The sequence below is a fragment of the Streptomyces sp. HUAS MG91 genome (assembly GCF_040529335.1).
Lineage (GTDB): Bacteria > Actinomycetota > Actinomycetes > Streptomycetales > Streptomycetaceae > Streptomyces > Streptomyces tabacisoli.
Genome location: NZ_CP159534.1, coordinates 1,351,486 through 1,368,410 on the forward strand (window position 1 = coordinate 1,351,486; position 16,925 = coordinate 1,368,410).

The following is a 16,925-nucleotide window of genomic DNA, read 5'->3' on the forward strand; positions in this document are numbered from 1 at the left end:
TGAGCGTTGCGTCACCCTGCGACACCTGGGAGAACGGCGGGAGGCGGCCCCTCGTCCAGGGGCCGCCTCCCGTCCATCAGGGCGTCACAGGGCCGTCGCGTCCGGCCCGATCCTGCTGCGTACGGCGGTCTGCACCTCGGCCTCCTCGGCCGGATCGGCGGCGAGCCTGCGCAACTGGTCGACGACCCGGGCGTCACCGGTCTCGGCGTGCCGTGCGGCGATCTCGCGGGTGGACTCCTCGCAGTCCCACAGGCACTCGACGGCGAATCCGGCGGCGAAGGAGGGGTCGGTGGCGGCGAGGGCACGAGCGGCCCGGCCGCGTCCGTGGGACGAGGCGGTCTCGCGGTAGATGTGCCGCAGCACGGGGGCCGCGCAGGCGATGCCGAGACGGCCCGCCCCGTCGACGAGCGGCCAGAGGGTGGGGGCGTCGGGTCCGTCGCCGCGGACGGCCTCCCGGAGGGCGGTCAGGACCAGCTCCTGGTCCTGGGTGCCGCCGCGGCACGCGAGCATCCGCCCGGCGGCGGCGCCGAGCACGTCGGGCCGGGGTGCCCAGCGGCGAGCGCGCTCCACGGCGGCGACGGACCGCATCCGCTCGAAGCAGTCGACGGCCGCGTCCACGACCACCCGGGAGGGTGACGCCACGGCGGCCTCGACGAGATCCAGGACGTCGGGATCGTGGGTGTCGGTGAGATAGCGCAGGGCGGTGCAGCGGGCTCCGTCGGAGCCGTCGCGGGCGGCGCGCAGGATCTCGGCGCGGTCGGCGGGGCCCGCGACGGCGGTCAGGCAGCGGGCGGCCGGCACGTAGAGCGCCGCGCCGCGCTCGAAGCCCGCCTGCGCCCAGTCGAAGACCGCCTGCACGCTCCATTCGGGGCGCGGCCCCGAGGGGCGCATCTGCCGCTGCCAGCGGTCGAAGGAGCCGGACTCCTGGGCGGCACGCACGCGTGCGCCCACATGGGGCCGCGGATCCTCGGCCCACAGCCGCCACGGCCGGGGCTCGAAGGCGTCACGGACGGCCGCGACCAGGTCGGTCTCGGCGTCCAGCGGGAAGCGGGCGAGGACCGGCTCGGCGAGGGCGCGCAGCCCGGCGTCGTCGTCGCGCAGGGCCAGCTCGTCGAGCGCCCACGCCCAGTTCCCGCCGAGGGCGGCGTACCTGCGCAGCAGCTCCAGGGCGTCCCGCCTGCCGTAGGAGGCGAGGTGCCCGAGCACGGACAGGGCGAGACCCGTACGGCACTCGTCGGTGTCGAGGAGGTCGTCGGGGTCGAAAAGGTGTCGCTCGATCTCCCCGAGCCCGCCGTGGAGATCGAGGTAGAGACGGGCGTAGTACAGCGAGCGGTTCTCCACCTGCCAGTCGTGGCGGGGGTCGCTCAGCACACAGTGATCCAGAGCCGCGAGCGCCTCGTCCCGCGGCGCCGTCAGCGCGTGCAGCGTGCCGTCACCGCGGCCTCGCTGCAGCAGGCCGAGCAGCGTACCGCTGGGCGCTATGACCGGTTCGAACATGGGAAACAGCCTCACATCAAGCGTCGACGCAACCGGGAATCCGCACTCACCTGGCCACGTGACAACACGTCGGAGCGCCCGCCGTTTCTTGCTTGCTGTAGACCATCTCTCTGCCTCTCGTCCAAGGCCCGATCCGGGCCACTTACGGCCCGCGTGGCACGTGGGCAGCACCTGCCCCACCATCGCGTCCGTAAATCACGCCGTCATCATGACCCAGCGGTTCCGCCCGCCGCGACCACATTTCCCGCACCCCCGTCGTGCCTGGTCAGCGCCTGTGTGTCAGGAGGCGCCGAAGAGCTCCAGGAGCTCCGCCTTGCCGAACATCCGGGCCGTGTCGACCGCTGAGGGCGTCCCGGCGGCCGGATCGGCCTCGCCCGCGAGCAGCGCCCTGATCACGGCCTCCTCGCCCTTGAAGACGGCGCCCGCGAGCGGGGTCTGTCCCTTGTCGTTGGGGCGGTTGGCGTCGGCGCCGCGCTCCAGGAGGGCGGTCACGGTCCGTGCGTGGCCGTGGTACGCGGCGAGCATGACGAGCGTGTCCCCCCGGTCGTTCGTGAGGTTCGCGGGCACGCCCGCGTCCACGTAGCCCGTGAGTGCCTCCGTCTCGCCGCGGCGCGCGAGGTCGAAGATCTTGGTGGCCAGCTCCACGACCTCCGGGTCGGGGGCTTCGCTCATCGGCCGAACCGCCTTTCACATCCGTGCTGGTACGGCCGTGCGGCCGTACGAGTGAATCGCCAGGGTACTGCCCGCCGGGGCACATGACCCGACCCCGGCGAGGCAAAGATCACGAGCAGTACGGACGACCGTCCGACAGCCCGCCCGGGCACCTCATCAGCGTCTGCCGACCGGGTGAAACACGGGAAAATCCACCCATTTGCACCTTTTGTCGTATAGATACATGCTGTGAGCCTGGAAGAACTCATGGTGACTGTCCCCACCAACCAGGAGAACCCTCATGATCCTGTCCATCTCGGGCGTCGTGCTGCTCGGCATCATCGTCTTCCTCTTCTTCCGCAAGGACGGACTGAAGGCCTCGCACGCACTGGTATGCGCCCTCTTCGGCTTCTACCTGGCGGGCACGGCCATCGCCCCGAGCATCAAGGCGGGCGGCGCGAGCCTCGCCAGCCTGCTCGGCGGGATCAAGTTCTGACGGCCCATCCACCCGCACACACCTTCAGGAGACCGACGTGGTCAGGCGTCCCAACTCCCCGTTGCCCCGCATTCTGAGCACCGGCAGCGCCTCCATCGCCCGGAGCCGGGAAATGGCACGGACGGCCGCCGACGGCGCCACCGACGTCCTCCACCCGCTCATCACGATCACCCGTGGACTGCGTCGTCTGGCTGCCGCCGGACGACGCAAGTGGACGGACACCCCCAAGGACCGGCGCGGACCGCTGCTGTTCCTGGTGGCCGCCGTGGTCCTGGTCGTGGTGTTCATTCCCTACGGGCCGCTGCTCGCGATCATCACGGTCATGGCGGCGGCCGCGTGGAAGGGCCGCGACCCCAAGCAGCCCGAGGAACCGGCCGGACCCGACGAGTCGCAGGTCAAGCGCCTCTCCTCGCTCTACGAGGCGCTCGTCCCGTACTTCTCGGTGGCCGAGGACCCCAGCCCGCTCTACGCCCACGGCGGCGAGTGGGAGAAGGCCTTCGAGACGTACGACTTCGACGGCGACGGCCGCTTCGACCGGCTCACGATCAGCTATCCCGCCTACTTCGCCGACGGCGAGGCGGAGTCGCGGGCCCGGATCGAGCAGCTGCTCGGCGCCAAGCTGGGCCGCGGCCGTGAGTACCACTTCGCCTGGGACGAGGAAGGCAACCACCTCACCGTGACGGTGCTCGCCCCGCTCCCCACCGACATCGCCGCCCAGCGCTTCGTGACCGCCCCCGCCGAGACGGTGCTGGGCTTCACCGACGAGACCGGGGTGCAGCGCACGCTGCCGGTCATGGACGGCGAGGAGCAGCGGGACGTGCCGCCGGTCGTCTGGCGCACCGGCGTCCGCTCCACCGAGCCCCATCTGCTCGCCGTGGGCCAGCCCGGCAGCGGCACGACGTCCCTCGTGCGCTCGATCGCGTTGCAGGCCCTCCAGCACGGCGACGTACTGATCATCGAGGGCAGCGGCACCGGTGACTACGCCTGCCTGGTCGGCCGGGACGGCGTCCTGGCCGTCGAGTGCGGCCTCGCGGGCGCGCTCGCCAGCCTCGAATGGGCGGCGCACGAGACCGAGCGCCGGCTGATCGCGGCGAACCGGGCACGGCAGGCCGGACACCCCACACCGGACGACATCAAGCGCCCGCTGTGGATCCTGCTCGACCGGCCGAGCGCGCTGGGGCACCTCGCCGCGGCCGACGGCCGCAAGGATCCGCAGAGCCTGCTCCAGGTGCCGCTGCGGCACGGGCGCGCGGCCGGGGTGACGGTGGTCGTGGCCGAGCAGTTCGACAGCCTCGACGCCCTGATCGAGCCGGTGCGCCAGCACACCCGCGCGCGCGTGGTGCTCGGTCCGGCCACCACGGAGGAGCTGGAGGACGTCCTCGGCGTCCAGCCGCCGACCACCCCCACCTCCGAGGTCCCGCCCGGCCGCGGCTACGCCCGGCTCGGCACGGGTGCGGTCCACCGGCTCCAGGTGCCGGCCACGCCCGACCCGTACGACGACGCGACGAGCGAGGCGCACCGGCAGGCCGTGATGGCGCTGCTGCCGAAGCGGCTCGCACCCGCGGAGGACGCCTCGGACACCGCCGTCGAGGCGGTCCCGGACGAGGCCGAGGCGCTCGCGGAGCGCTGACGGCGGATCAGGCGATCAGGGTGCGCGGCACGTCCCCGCCCGCACCCTGGCCGTCCGTCACCAGCCGGGCCGCCGCCGCGAGCCGTACGGCGGCCTCGTCGGCCACGGCGCCGCCCACGGTGAACGGCAGCCGCACATAGCCCTCGAAGGCGCCGTCGACGCCGAACCGCGGCCCGGACGGCACCCGCACCCCGACCCGCTCCCCCACCGCGGCGAGCCGGGACCCGGAGAGCCCGCCCGCCTTGACCCACAGCGTCAGGCCGCCCTCCGGCACGTCGAACTCCCACTCGGGCAGCTCCCGGCGCAGCGCGGTCACGAGGGCGTCCCGGTTCTCCCGCGCCTGGCCGCGGCGCAGTTCCACGGCCTCCTCCCAGCCCCCGGTGTTCAGCAGCCAGTTCACGGCCAGCTGTTCGAGGACCGGAGTGCCCAGGTCCGCGTAGGCGCGTGCGGCGACCAGGCTGCGGATCACGTCCGGCGCGGCCCGCACCCAGCCGATCCGCATGCCGGCCCAGAACGCCTTGCTGGCCGAGCCCACCGTGACGACGGTCGAGCCGGCCGGGTCGAACGCGCAGACGCGGCGCGGCATCGTCAGGTCGCGGTCGAAGTACAGCTCGGTCATGGTCTCGTCGACCACGAGCACGGTGCCCGCCGAGCGGGCCGCGTCCACCAGTGAGCGGCGCTGTTCCTCGTCGGCGAGCGCGCCGGTCGGGTTGTGGAAGTCGGCGACCACGTAGGCGAGTCGCGGCGCCGCGTCCCGCAGGACCTGCCGCCAGCGGTCGAGGTCCCAGCCGGCGAGCCGGTCGGCCATGGCGACGGGGACGAGCCGCAGTCCGGCCTCCCGCATCAGCTGGAGGATGTTCGCGTAGCTGGGCGACTCGACGGCGACGCGCTCGCCGTGGCCCGCGAAGAGGTGGCAGATCGCGTCGATGGCGCCCATCGCTCCGGTCGTCACCATGATCTGCTCGGGCATGGTCGGGACGCCCTGCGCGGTGTACCGCTCGGCGATCATCGTGCGCAGCGCGGGCAGGCCCGCGGGATAGTCGCCGTGGGTGTGGGCGTAGGGCGGCAGCTCTTCGAGGGCGCCCCGCACGGCGCGGGTCAGCCAGGGTTCGGGGGCGGGCAGCGCGGCCGTGCCGAGATCGATCATCGAGCCCAGGGCCTCGGGCGGCAGGGGTTCGAGGCCGCGTGCGGGGAGCGGGTTCCCGGCCGGGCCGGCGGTCCAGCTGCCCGCGCCCCTGCGGGACTCCAGGTATCCCTCGCCGCGCAGCGCCTCGTAGGCGGCCGCGACGGTGGTGCGGCTGACCGAGAGCGCCTGGGCCAGTTCGCGCTCGGCGGGCAGCCGGGTGGCCACCGGGACGCGGCCCTCCAGGACGAGCAGCCGGATGCCGTCGGCGAGGGCGCGGTAGGCGGGCGGGCGGCGGGTGCCGGGGCCGGCCGGGCGCTCCTGCTGCGAGGTGAGCAGCCGGGCGAGCTGGGCCGAGCCGATCGCCGAAGTCCACTGAGCCATGCGGTCCAGTCCACCTTCCCGGAATTGGCCATGGTTGGCAGAGGTTTACGAGCCACAGAGTGTCACGGGTCAGTCCACTACCACCACAGGGGGCATCTCGTGTCAGCGCCGGAGCCGTCATCGCCGGAGTCGTCGGCCGCGCGGGGCAGTGGCCCGCTCGTCCGCCGTCTCCTCCAGCTCTACGTGGGTCTCGCTCTGTACGGCGCCAGTTCGGCACTCCTGGTGGAGGCGGGGCTCGGCCTGGAACCGTGGAACGTGCTGCACCAGGGACTCTCCGAGCTGACCGGCGTCTCGATCGGCGTCGTGTCGATCATCGTGGGCGCGGTCGTGCTGCTCCTGTGGATCCCGCTGCGCCAGCGGCCCGGCCTCGGCACGGTCTCGAACGTGTTCGTGGTCGGCCTCGCCATGGACGGCACGCTCGCCCTGGTGCCCGACGTGCACGCCTACGGGGTGCGCATTCCGCTGATGATCGTCGCGATCGTGCTCAACGGGGCGGCGACCGGCCTCTACATCGCGGCGAGGTTCGGCCCCGGCCCGCGCGACGGGCTCATGACGGGGCTGCACCGGCGCACCGGCCGCTCGATCCGCCTGATGCGCACGGTCGTCGAGGTCGCCGTGGTGGTGACCGGGTTCCTGCTGGGCGGCACGATCGGGGTGGGCACCGTGCTGTACGCGGTCGCGATCGGCCCGCTGGCCCAGTTCTTCCTGCGCGTGTTCGCCGCCCCCGCGCCGTCGGCCGGACCCACCGCGGCCGCCGGGGCGTCACGGCGGCGGGCGATACTGCGACGGTGACCGACCGCGTACGCCACCCCTATCTCGACCATCCCGGCCCTCTCGCCCTCGCCCACCGCGGCGGGGCGGCGGGCGGTCTGGAGAACACGCTCGCCGCGTTCCGGCACGCCGTTGACCTCGGCTACCGCTACATCGAGACCGATGTGCACGCGACGAGCGACGGCCGTCTCGTGGCGTTCCACGACGCCACCCTCGACCGGGTCACGGACGCGCGGGGCCGGATCGCCGACCTGCCGTGGACCGAGATCCGCCACGCGCGCGTGGCGGGCACGGAACCGGTCCCCCTCTTCGAGGACCTGCTGGAGGCCTTCCCGGACGTCCGCTGGAACGTGGACGTGAAGGCCGAGCCGGCTCTCGTGCCCCTCCTGGACCTCTTGCGCCGCACGCGCGCGTGGGACCGGGTCTGTGTCGGCTCCTTCTCGGAGCGGCGGGTCGCCCGGGCGCAGGCCGTCGCCGGGCCGCGCCTGGCCACCTCGTACGGCACCAAGGGCGTGCTGGGTCTGCGCCTGAAGTCGTACGGGCTCCCGGCGGCGCTGCGCTCCTCGGCCGTCTGCGCCCAGGTCCCGGTCACCCACGGGCGGATCCGGGTGGTCGACGAGCGTTTCGTACGGGCCGCTCACGCGCGCGGGCTCCAGGTCCACGTGTGGACGGTCAACGACGAGTCCGAGATGCGGAGACTTCTCGACCTGGGGGTCGATGGCATAGTTTCCGATCGGATCGAGACGCTGCGGGAGGTCCTGAAGGACCGGGGAAGCTGGGTCTGAGGGCCCTCGACCGCGGCGCGACGGCCTTACGGGGACGGCACGTCAACAAGGGGACACGGGTGGGCACCGACACCGCGCACGAGACGGCGGCGGGCGCGACCGCCCTGGCCGACCGCAGGCGCGAACAACGCGGCTGGTACTTCTACGACTGGGCGTGCTCGGTCTACTCGACGAGCGTCCTGACGGTGTTCCTGGGCCCGTACCTCACCTCGGTCGCGAAGGCCGCGGCGGACGCGGACGGCTATGTGCATCCGCTGGGCATCCCGGTGCGCGCCGGGTCCTTCTTCGCGTACACGGTCTCCCTGTCGGTGATCGTCGCGATCTTCGTGATGCCCCTCGCGGGCGCCGCCGCCGACCGCTCGGGCCGCAAGAAGCCCCTGCTCGCGCTCTCCGCGTACATCGGCGCGGCCGCCACGACGGCCATGTTCTTCCTGGGCGGCGAGCGCTATCTGCTCGGCGGGCTGCTCCTGGTGGTGGCGAACGCGGCGCTGGCCGTGTCGATGGCGCTCTACAACTCCTTCCTGCCGCAGATCGCCCCGCCCGAGGAGCGCGACGCCGTGTCGTCCCGCGGCTGGGCCTTCGGTTACGCGGCCGGCTCGCTGGTCCTCGTGGTGAACCTGGTGCTCTACCTGGCGCACGACTCCTTCGGCCTCACGGAGTCGGCGGCCGTGCGCATCTGCCTGGCCTCCGCCGGACTCTGGTGGGGCGCGTTCACCCTGGTGCCGCTGCGCCGTCTGCGTGAGCGGCGCACGATTCCCGCGCAGGGCGCCACCCGGACGGGGACCGGGCTGTGTCAGCTGATCGCCACTTTGAAGGACATGCGCCGCCACCCGTTGACGCTCTCCTTCCTGCTCGCCTATCTGGTCTACAACGACGGCGTGCAGACCGTGATCTCCCAGGCGTCCGTGTACGGCTCCGAGGAGCTGCGCCTCGATCAGTCGGCACTGATCACGGCGGTTCTCCTGGTCCAGGTCCTGGCGGTGGCCGGGGCTCTCGGGATGGGCCGCCTCGCGCGCGCGTACGGCGCGAAGCGCACGATCCTCGGCTCACTGGTGGCGTGGACGGTGACCATCGGGGCGGGCTACTTCCTGCCGAAGGACTCACCCGCGTGGTTCTACGCCCTGGCGGTCGGCATCGGGCTCGTCCTGGGCGGCACGCAGGCCCTCTCCCGTTCCCTGTTCTCGCACCTCGTACCGGCCGGCAAGGAGGCCGAGTACTTCTCCGCGTACGAGATGAGCGACCGGGGCATGAGCTGGGTGGGACCGCTGGTGTTCGGCCTCGCGTTCCAGCTGACCGGGAGCTACCGGGACGCGATCGTGTCCCTGGTGGCTTTCTTCGTGATCGGTTTCGTCCTGCTCGCGCGGGTACCTGTCCGTCAGGCGATCCGCGACGCGGGGAATCCTGTACCGACCCGGATTTAGCACCTGAAGGCAAAGGCCGGTAGTGTACGCGGTTGGCCTGCCAGGCGTACCGTTACTGCACGTCAAGAATAAAAGACGCTGGGTGACATCTGGTGTCGGATGTGACAAACCGGGCACTGGTGGGTACAACAAGGGGCGGCTACGACGGCGACGCATGACCCGGGGACCGGGAATCTTTACCGCCGACCGGACGTTGACCGGATGACGACGACAGCGACACCTGTCCTGTGGGCGACAAGCCCGGGAGGCACGATTCATGAGTGAGCGAGCTCTTCGCGGCACGCGCCTCGTAGTGACCAGCTACGAGACGGACCGCGGCATCGACCTGGCCCCGCGCCAGGCCGTGGAGTACGCATGCGAGAAGGGCCATCGCTTTGAGATGCCCTTCTCGGTGGAGGCCGAGATTCCGCCGGAGTGGGAGTGCAAGGTCTGCGGGGCCCAGGCACTTCTCGTGGACGGCGACGGCCCTGAGGAGAAGAAGGCGAAGCCCGCCCGTACGCATTGGGACATGCTGATGGAGCGGCGCACCCGCGAGGAGCTCGAAGAGGTCCTCGAGGAGCGCCTGGCGGTGCTGCGCTCGGGCGCGATGAACATCGCGGTCCACCCGAGGGACAGCCGCAAGTCCGCATAACCCCAGCGGGGCTTGGCAAAGACAGCGCACGGCCGGAGGCCGGACACACACCGTGTGTCCGGCCTCCGGCCTTGTCGTGCGCGCCCGCGGCGGCTCAGGGCGTGATCGGCGGGCGCGGGCCCTCGTCGTCCCGGCGCGGTCCCGGGTACTCGTCCTCGCGGACGACCTCGCCCTGGATGACCGTGGAGCCGGGCTGGTGCATGCGCGCCTGCTGGAACGCGTTCCCCAGCGTGCCCGGGGCCGCCGCGCTCATCCTCTTCTCCAGCGTCCGCTCCGTGTAGCGGCTCAGGGCCGTGCGCAGCGGCGGGAGGAGGAGCAGCAGGCCGAAGGCGTCCGTGATCAGCCCGGGGATCATCAGGAGGAGTCCGGCGAGCAGCAGCAGCCCGTTACCCGGCCTGCGCTGCTCCCCCGCCTCCACGACGCCCTGCTGCTGGCGCCGGAGCGTCTCGTTCAGGCTCTGGAAGGCGCGGCGCCCAGCAGCCTTGATCACGACGGCGCCGAGCACGAAGCCGGCCACCATCACCAGGAAGTACGGGACACCGCCGATCGCACCGGCCACCACGGTCCCGAGCCAGATCTCCAGGACCACCCACGCGGCGACGCCGATCGGCAGGAGCGTACGGGCCCGGGAGCGCCGGGCCCCCGTGGATGTGCGGGGCGGAGTACCAGTGGTCATGCCTCAAGTGTGCCCGGTACGGCGTCCGAGTGGCGTAAGCGGAAAATCAACAAGCGCTCGTCAGAAGGGGTTCAGCGGGCGTCCGGACCGCGTCCGAGCACCTTGCCCACCCGCTCGCCCACGCCCCACGTGGTGACCCGCCACAGCGCCTCCACGACGATGTCCTTGCTCATCTTGGAGTCGCCCAGCTCGCGCTCGACGAAGGTGATCGGCACCTCGACGACGTGGTAACCGGCCTTGATCGCTCGGCGGGCCAGGTCGACCTGGAAGCAGTAGCCCTGCGAGGCGACCTCGTCGAGGCCGAGGCCTTCGAGGGTCTCGCGGCGGAACGCGCGGAAGCCGCCGGTGACATCGCGGATCGGCACGTCGAGCAGGAGGCGCGAGTACGTGGAGCCGCCGCGGGAGAGGAACTCGCGGGACTTGGGCCAGTTGACGACCCGGCCGCCCGGCACCCAGCGCGAGCCCAGTACGAGGTCGGCGCCCTTGAGCGCGGTGAGCAGCCGGGGCAGCTCCTCCGGCTGGTGCGAGCCGTCGGCGTCCATCTCGATCAGGACGCCGTAGTCGTGCTCGATGCCCCAGGCGAAGCCCGCCAGATAGGCGGCGCCGAGGCCCTCCTTGCCGGTGCGGTGCAGGACGTGCACCTGGTCGTCGGCGGCGGCCAGTTCGTCGGCCAGCTTGCCGGTGCCGTCCGGACTGTTGTCGTCGGCGACCAGGACGTGCGCCGCGGGCACCGCTGCCCGGACGCGGCCCACGATGGACGTGATGTTCTCCGCCTCGTTGAAGGTCGGAATGATCACCAAGGCCGTACCCAGAGGGCCGAACTTCCGCCCACCGCCGTCGCTCACAGCTTCCCCTTAAAACATCCGTGCACAAGGGGACCACCATAGCGAGCAGGAATGATCACTCCGACCAGGCGCCCTGCGGCGGGTGGCGAGAACTGCGGATCGGGGCCGGGCGTCCTTCGGGCCGACCTGGGGCCCGCTGGCTGCGGGTCGACCTAAAGCCGTTGTCTACTGAACGCCCGGGCCCCACCCGGGTCGCACCTGGCTCGACCGGCCGGAACGTTCCAGCGCCCCGTGGCGCGGGCGCTGGGCCTGGCTCCCAGTGGCGGTGCGCCGGTGCGGCGCACCACCCCCTGACCCAGCCGCGTTCGACGACTGCGTGGACTTCCCCGGTCGTGCCTGGAAGGTGGTGGACCCGGCCGAACCTACCCGCCCCCCGCCGCGTTCTGTCAACAGCGGTTTGACCTGGGAGTCTTTGAGAAGACGCCTGGTCAGGGCTGAGGACACGCAGGTCGTACGGGACGGTGCGGACCCGCGATCGGATGCACGCCGCCCCGGTACATCACTCGTCCGGCCGTACGAAGACCGTCTGTCCGAACACGACCGTCCGCAGACAGACCGGGAGCGGGGCGCCGGGGGTAAGGTCCGGCAGGCCCGGGGTGCCCGAGCGCGGGTCGGTCGACCAGCGGGCCACCCGGTCGTCGGGGGCCTGCACGATCAACTCGTCGGTGCGCCAGACGGCGTAGTCGGCGGGGGCGCCCGGGACGAGGATGCCGGCGTCGTCGCGGCCGACGGCACGCCAGCCGCCGCGGGTGTGGGCGGTGAACGCGGCCCGTACGGAGACCCGGTGCTCGGGGGTGTGGTGGAAGGCGGCGGCACGGATGGTGCCCCACGGGTCCAGCGGGGTGACGGGGCTGTCGGAGCCGAAGGCGAGCGGGACACCGGCCTTCAGGAGCGCCGCGTACGGGTTGAGGGTACGGGCCCGGTCGGCGCCGAGGCGGTCGGCGTACATGCCCTCCTCGCCGCCCCACAGGGCGTCGAAGGCGGGCTGCACGGACGCGGTGAGGCCGAACTCCGCGAAACCGGCGACGGTCTCGGGGGTGAGCATCTCGGCGTGCTCGACACGGTGGCGTGCGGCGCGCACGCGCGCGAGGCCGACCTTCTCGGCGGCCGCGCGCATCCCGTCGACCACGGCGGCGCAGGCGGCGTCGCCGATGGCGTGGAAACCGGCCTGGAGGCCCGCCTCCGTGCAGGCGACCACATGGGCGGCGACGTCGTCCGCGGTGAGGTAGGCGGTGCCGGTGTGGGCGGCGTCGGCGTACGGCTCGTGCAGGCACGCCGTGTGCGAGCCGAGGGCGCCGTCCACGAAGAGGTCACCGGCGGCGCCGAGCGCGCCCAGGCCGCGGACCCGCTCGATGTCGCGGTCCGCCCAGTAGCCCGCGACGCGCGGTCCCGGCTCGGAGCGGGCGAGGTCGAGCAGGCCCGTGAAGTCGTCCTCGGAGGAGATCTCGGGGCCGCCGCACTCGTGCACCGAGCCGATCCCGAGCGACGCGGCGTGCCGGAGCGCGGCCCGCTGCGCCTCGGTGCGCTGCTGGGGGCCGACCGCGGCGAGGGCGGCCGCGCGCACGGCGTGGTGGGCGTCGCGGGTGAGGGGGCCCTCGGGGTCGTACCCGGCACGGTCCGCGACGCCCGGGACGAGGTCGAGCAGGGCCGTGCTCACGACGGCCGAGTGCACGTCGATGCGGGTGAGGTAGACCGGGCGGCCGCCGGTGGCCTCGTCGAGTTCGGCGCGGGTGGGCGGGAGGCGGTCCGGCCAGCGGGCGGCGTCCCAGCCGTGGCCGAGCAGGACCCGGTCGGTGGGGCGGGCCGCGGCGTGGTCCCGGACGAGGGCGAGGGCTTCGGCGCGGGAGCGTGCGGCGGTGAGGTCGAGGCCGGTCAGGGCCAGGCCGGTCGACGTGGTGTGCACATGGGCGTCGGTGAACGCCGGAGTGACCAGGGCGCCGTCGAGGTCGACGATCTCGTCCACGCCGTCCGCGAACGCGTCCGCCGCGCCTTCCGAACCGACCCAGGCGACATGGCCCGCCTCCACGACCATGGCGGTCGCGAAGGGGTCGGCGGGGCTGTGGACCTCGCCGCGGCGCAGGAGGACGGTGCGGGTGCTGGGGGGCGTGCTCATGGGGACAGTTTCCCGTGTCCTGCGGGGTGCCGCGGCCCCGGGGTGCTGTTCAGGGGCCGTACCGGGGTGCGGGCCCGACGAGCGCCCGCCCCGCGCTTGGGGGCCGCCTTGCCCACCCTGCCGCCCCTGGCGGCAGATTGCCCAAGGCTTGGTATGCCTACTAGATCCGTGGAGGTCTGGACTCGTACGGGGTGGAGAGGACTACCGTCGTGCGGGTCGATACCCCGGCGAGGGAGCGGACGCGGGCCAGGAGGTTCTCCAGTTCGTGCGGGGTCTCCACGCGGACCTTCAGGATGTAGTTCTCGTCGCCGGCCACGCTGTGGCACGCCTCGATCTCCGGTACGCCCGCCAGGCGTTCGGCGATGTCGTCGGGGGCGCTCGGGTCGAACGGTTTCACCGAGATGAAGGCCGTCATCGGCAGCCCGACCGCCTCGGGGTCGACGACCGCCGCGTAACCGCGGATCACTCCGCGCTGTTCGAGTCGGCGCACACGCTGGTGCACCGCGGACGTGGACAGGCCCGTGGCCTTGCCCAGGTCGGTGTAGCTCATCCGCCCGTCCTTGACGAGCAGCTGCACAATCTGTCGGTCGAGCTCCTCCATGGCGATGAACCTACCCGCCCCTTGATCCTCCCGGTACCGTCGAGGGCCTCTCGTCTACCGCGTCCCGGGCACCTGCAATCGGCATGTGACGAAGACCACACGGTTCGGACCGTGTCCCGGGGCATCGCGCGGTTACCTCGCGCACGGGACGGGAAGTGCTTGCTGTGGCCGAGGCCGCGACTCATGGACATCCGCGGCCGGCCCACCCGAGGGGGAGAATCCCATGCAGAGTGTGAAGCGTCCCGGACGCGCTGCCGTGCGCGGCAACCGCAGGCAGGCGGTCGTCGAGCCCCAGCCGGAGGGTGTCGAACCCGGCTTCGACGAAGGCGTCGGCGACGAGCTCGACGCGTACGACACGTTCGAGATGTACCGGGTGATCTGCCCGGACTGTGCCCAGCCCATCGCCCTCCTCGCGGACGAGGACGAGCTGCCCGAGCACGCCCATGTGACCTCGCCCTGGAACCCGTTCGGGCTCTCCGTATGTGCGGGTACCGGCCGGGCGGCCGCCGAGGCGCGCCCCGTCGACGACATGACGGGTGCTCAGGAGCAGGACACCGCGCTGTTGTTGACGCTCCCCCAGGGTCTCGACTGGCGCACCCAGCCGTTCTCGCACGTCGGCGGGCCCGGCTCGCGCCCGATCCGGGTGCCCCGGCAGCGCAGCAGCGCCGCCTGAGCCGCCCGGAATCGGCCGCGGTCTCACCAGTAACTGCCCTGCACCATGGCGCGCAGACTGTCGTGGTGCAGGATCAGTGTGTCCGGATCCGCGGGCACGGCGACCTCGCCGAAGTGGGCCTGCCGGTAGGCGACCCTGAGCATCACCACCGCGTGCCGCAGGGCGGCGTAGAGCGTGTAGAAGTCCATGTCGCGCGGGGTGTGTCCGGTGCGGCGCGCATAGCTCTCCTCGATCCGGTCGCGGCGCAGGAACGCGGGCAGTCCCGGCTGGCCGAAGCTCACGGTGAGGTCCTGGAAGAAGCGGTGCAGATAGACGGTCCAGCCGAGGTCGACCTCGCGCGGGGCCAGCGCCGCCATCTCCCAGTCGAGCACGGCGGCCGGTTCGAAGCCGTCGTAGATGATGTTGCCGATCCGGGCGTCGCCCCAGTTGAGGACCGCGGCGCCCTCGTCGCGCGGCCACAGCTCCTCCACGCGGTCGAAGGCGCGCTCGATCAGCGGTGACGGGGCGAGACCGGCCACCACCCAGGCGTAGTAGGCGCGTTGGGCGTCGACGTGCCGGCGCAAGGGGCTGCCCGCGCCGGGCAGCGCGAGGAACGCCGCCTCGGCCGCCGGTACGCCGTCGTGCAGCCGGGCGATGACGCCGATGCTCGCCTCTTCGAGGCCGGCGCGCTCGGCGTCGGTCGCCGCGTGCAGCCAGTTGCCCTCGTAGGTGTACGGCATCACGTCGGGCGGCACCCGCCCCGCGACCCGCTCCATGACGAAGAAGGGCGCGCCGAGCGGGCCCGGGTCCTCCTCCAGCCACAGCACGCGCGGCACCGGGATCCCGGCGCGCTCGGCGGCGAGCCGCATGGTGCGGTACTGGCGCGGCATGTCGTACACCGGGAAGATCGTGTACGCGGACGGGTCGGCCGCGAGCCGCAACGCGCAGGCCCGCACCGGGGGTTCGGGGTGCTCGATGTCGAAGAGGAGCGTCTCGCTGGACATGCCGTTGGACTCGGGGACGGAGACGTTCACCGCCTTGGCGCCGGGCAGCCGGCCGCCGAGCCACGCGGTGAGGCGGCGGGCGAGCTCTTCGGGTTCGCGGGTGGAGGTGCGCGGGCGCGGCGCTGTCGCCATCGTCGGACTCCCTCTGCCTGAAGGTGGGTTACGGGCGTCGTGGGGCCACGGAGTCGAAGCCGGTGAAGCCGCTCGGGTCGTGGCGGCCGAAGCTGCCGTGCTCGAAGATGCCGTGGCCGACCTGCCCGTCGAGGGTGAAGCGGGCCGCGTGGTCGGTCACGCCGTACGCGGCCAGAGGGTGCGCGGAGGGGTCGGCGAGGTCGTAGGCGCGCCGGTCGGTCCAGCCGCGGCCCTGCCAGGTGCCGTGCTGCCAGTCGTCGGCGGGCGGATAGCCGGCGCCCAGCGCGAGGGGCGAGGAGATGAGGATCTCCACGCCGAGTTCGAGGGGCTTGCGGGTGAGCGGATCGGTGAGGTGGACGACCGCGCTCTCAGGGTGGCGGGTGCCGGGCCGGTAGGTGATGTCGGTGAGCGGCCAGCCGAGTTGGCGGTCGCGGTGCCCCTGCTGGACGAGGGTGGCGTCCGTGAGGGTGCGGTGCCCGTCGGCGTCCTCCTGGGTGACGATCATGAGGAAGCGGTCGTCGAAGCGGACCGGCGCCCAGATCCAGTGGAAGCCCTCGGTGGGATGGTCCTGGGCGAGCCGTCCGCCCTCCTCGCCGGGCACCGGGCGGACGCCCCAGCTGCGGTCGCGGGTGCCGGTCCAGTCGCGTACGTCGATCTCCCGGCCGCCGATGCGCAGCCGTCCGTCGACGCGACCCGCCTGCACGAACCGCTTGCCCTCCAGGGTCAGCCGCCCGCCCCGGCGCTGGATGTGGTGCGGCTCCCACAGGGCCGGGAAGGCGGCCCGCCAGTTCAGCTCGTACGAGAGTCCGGCCGGGTCGTCCGGGTCGGCGGCGCAGGTGAGGACGAACTCCTCGAGCGGGCGCTCGACGCGGATGCGCAGCGGGCCGACCTCCATCCGCATCCGGTCCGCGTCGTCCAGCGCGTCGGAGGCGCGGACGGCGTGCAGGGTGTCACCGGCGCGGAGCGTGGCGTAGGCGTCGATGACGCCCAGGTTGGGATAGACGCCGAGGCCGAGGATGAGCAGGAAGTGCCCCTCGGGGTCGACGAGGTGGAAGATGCAGCGGTCGTAGGCGTTGCGGTCCCCGGTCGCCACGTGCTTCATCGACAGCGGGACCTGGTGGACGGGGTACTCGTCGAGAGCCACGGGACGTTCGTCGTCGGCCACGGGCATCCTCCCTGCGTGCGGACCGGTTGACGTCGCCCGGAGGGGTACGGCCTGCCCGGCGGCGGAGTTGACGGTACGTCAGCTCCGCTCGACTGAGAAGACGTGCGACCGCGGCGGCGTCCGGCGCACGGTTATGCCGCGAACGGACGCTCGATACCGTCAACACGTGACCTGACCCGTCGCCCGAACGTTGACCTGGCATGACCCCGACGGAGATCCCGGCCTCTGCGCCCACCGGACGACGCAGGCGCATCCTCGTCCCTGTTGCCGCAGAATCGGTTCATCATCAGCAACAGCAGGCACCTCAGCCTCACCCGGCACATCAGACCCACCAGGCACAGCTGTCAC

Annotated in this window: 16 protein-coding genes; 7 read left to right on the forward strand and 9 right to left on the reverse strand. The window is 72.5% G+C overall.

Features of this window, described 5'->3' with window-relative positions:
• Positions 1–84: 84 nt before the first annotated feature.
• Both ABII15_RS06230 and ABII15_RS06235 read right to left on the reverse strand, forming a co-directional pair.
• Positions 85–1,497, reverse strand: a complete 1,413-nt coding sequence (locus ABII15_RS06230) for a HEAT repeat domain-containing protein (protein WP_353941266.1) — start codon at positions 1,495–1,497, stop codon at positions 85–87.
• 279 nt (positions 1,498–1,776) lie between these two features.
• Positions 1,777–2,169 (reverse strand): ankyrin repeat domain-containing protein, encoded by a 393-nt coding sequence (locus tag ABII15_RS06235; RefSeq protein ID WP_353941267.1) that lies wholly within the window; start codon positions 2,167–2,169, stop codon positions 1,777–1,779.
• Positions 2,170–2,449: 280 nt separating this feature from the next.
• On the opposite strand from ABII15_RS06235, the gene ABII15_RS06240 reads away from it, so the two are divergent.
• Both ABII15_RS06240 and ABII15_RS06245 read left to right on the forward strand, forming a co-directional pair.
• Positions 2,450–2,644, forward strand: a complete 195-nt coding sequence (locus ABII15_RS06240; protein ID WP_018534760.1) for a hypothetical protein — start codon at positions 2,450–2,452, stop codon at positions 2,642–2,644.
• A 112-nt stretch (positions 2,645–2,756) separates the two neighbouring features.
• The gene (locus ABII15_RS06245; protein WP_353941268.1) at positions 2,757–4,274 is read left to right on the forward strand and encodes a hypothetical protein; all 1,518 of its coding nucleotides are present in this window, start codon (positions 2,757–2,759) and stop codon (positions 4,272–4,274) included.
• 7 nt (positions 4,275–4,281) lie between these two features.
• Here the strand turns inward: ABII15_RS06245 and ABII15_RS06250 are convergent, their stop codons facing one another.
• The gene (locus ABII15_RS06250) at positions 4,282–5,781 is read right to left on the reverse strand and encodes a PLP-dependent aminotransferase family protein (RefSeq protein WP_353941269.1); all 1,500 of its coding nucleotides are present in this window, start codon (positions 5,779–5,781) and stop codon (positions 4,282–4,284) included.
• A gap of 99 nt (positions 5,782–5,880) precedes the next feature.
• On the opposite strand from ABII15_RS06250, the gene ABII15_RS06255 reads away from it, so the two are divergent.
• The 4 genes from ABII15_RS06255 (at position 5,881) to ABII15_RS06270 (ending at position 9,389) form a co-directional block, all read left to right on the forward strand.
• Positions 5,881–6,573 carry a hypothetical protein gene (locus ABII15_RS06255; RefSeq protein ID WP_353941270.1) on the forward strand — a complete coding sequence of 231 codons (693 nt, stop codon included), beginning with the start codon at positions 5,881–5,883 and terminating at the stop codon, positions 6,571–6,573.
• A complete protein-coding gene (locus ABII15_RS06260) occupies positions 6,570–7,337 on the forward strand; it encodes a glycerophosphodiester phosphodiesterase (protein ID WP_353941271.1) in 768 nt (255 codons plus the stop codon). The genes ABII15_RS06255 and ABII15_RS06260 overlap by 4 nt, the downstream gene beginning before the upstream one ends.
• 59 nt (positions 7,338–7,396) lie before the next feature.
• Complete coding sequence (locus ABII15_RS06265) at positions 7,397–8,758, forward strand: MFS transporter (protein WP_353941272.1); 1,362 nt, start codon at positions 7,397–7,399, stop codon at positions 8,756–8,758.
• A gap of 256 nt (positions 8,759–9,014) precedes the next feature.
• Positions 9,015–9,389 (forward strand): RNA polymerase-binding protein RbpA, encoded by a 375-nt coding sequence (locus ABII15_RS06270; RefSeq protein ID WP_003977404.1) that lies wholly within the window; start codon positions 9,015–9,017, stop codon positions 9,387–9,389.
• 94 nt (positions 9,390–9,483) lie between these two features.
• Here ABII15_RS06270 and fxsA read toward each other — a convergent pair whose 3' ends face one another.
• The 4 genes from fxsA to ABII15_RS06290 all read right to left on the reverse strand — a co-directional run bounded on the left by fxsA (position 9,484) and on the right by ABII15_RS06290 (position 13,624).
• Positions 9,484–10,065, reverse strand: coding sequence for an FxsA family membrane protein (fxsA, locus tag ABII15_RS06275; protein ID WP_353941273.1), 582 nt, complete (start codon positions 10,063–10,065; stop codon positions 9,484–9,486).
• Positions 10,066–10,136: 71 nt separating this feature from the next.
• On the reverse strand, positions 10,137–10,910 hold the full coding sequence (locus ABII15_RS06280; RefSeq protein ID WP_353941274.1) for a polyprenol monophosphomannose synthase: 774 nt from the start codon (positions 10,908–10,910) through the stop codon (positions 10,137–10,139).
• A gap of 499 nt (positions 10,911–11,409) precedes the next feature.
• On the reverse strand, positions 11,410–13,023 hold the full coding sequence (locus ABII15_RS06285) for an amidohydrolase (protein ID WP_353941275.1): 1,614 nt from the start codon (positions 13,021–13,023) through the stop codon (positions 11,410–11,412).
• Positions 13,024–13,183: 160 nt separating this feature from the next.
• Complete coding sequence (locus ABII15_RS06290; RefSeq protein WP_111665596.1) at positions 13,184–13,624, reverse strand: Lrp/AsnC family transcriptional regulator; 441 nt, start codon at positions 13,622–13,624, stop codon at positions 13,184–13,186.
• 223 nt (positions 13,625–13,847) lie between these two features.
• Between ABII15_RS06290 and ABII15_RS06295 the strand changes: the two genes are divergently transcribed.
• Positions 13,848–14,297, forward strand: a complete 450-nt coding sequence (locus ABII15_RS06295) for a hypothetical protein (protein ID WP_353941276.1) — start codon at positions 13,848–13,850, stop codon at positions 14,295–14,297.
• Between the two features lie 23 nt (positions 14,298–14,320).
• Here ABII15_RS06295 and ABII15_RS06300 read toward each other — a convergent pair whose 3' ends face one another.
• Both ABII15_RS06300 and ABII15_RS06305 read right to left on the reverse strand, forming a co-directional pair.
• Positions 14,321–15,412, reverse strand: a complete 1,092-nt coding sequence (locus tag ABII15_RS06300; protein ID WP_353941277.1) for a phosphotransferase family protein — start codon at positions 15,410–15,412, stop codon at positions 14,321–14,323.
• A gap of 28 nt (positions 15,413–15,440) precedes the next feature.
• Positions 15,441–16,583 carry a hypothetical protein gene (locus ABII15_RS06305; RefSeq protein WP_353941278.1) on the reverse strand — a complete coding sequence of 381 codons (1,143 nt, stop codon included), beginning with the start codon at positions 16,581–16,583 and terminating at the stop codon, positions 15,441–15,443.
• Positions 16,584–16,925: the final 342 nt, after the last annotated feature.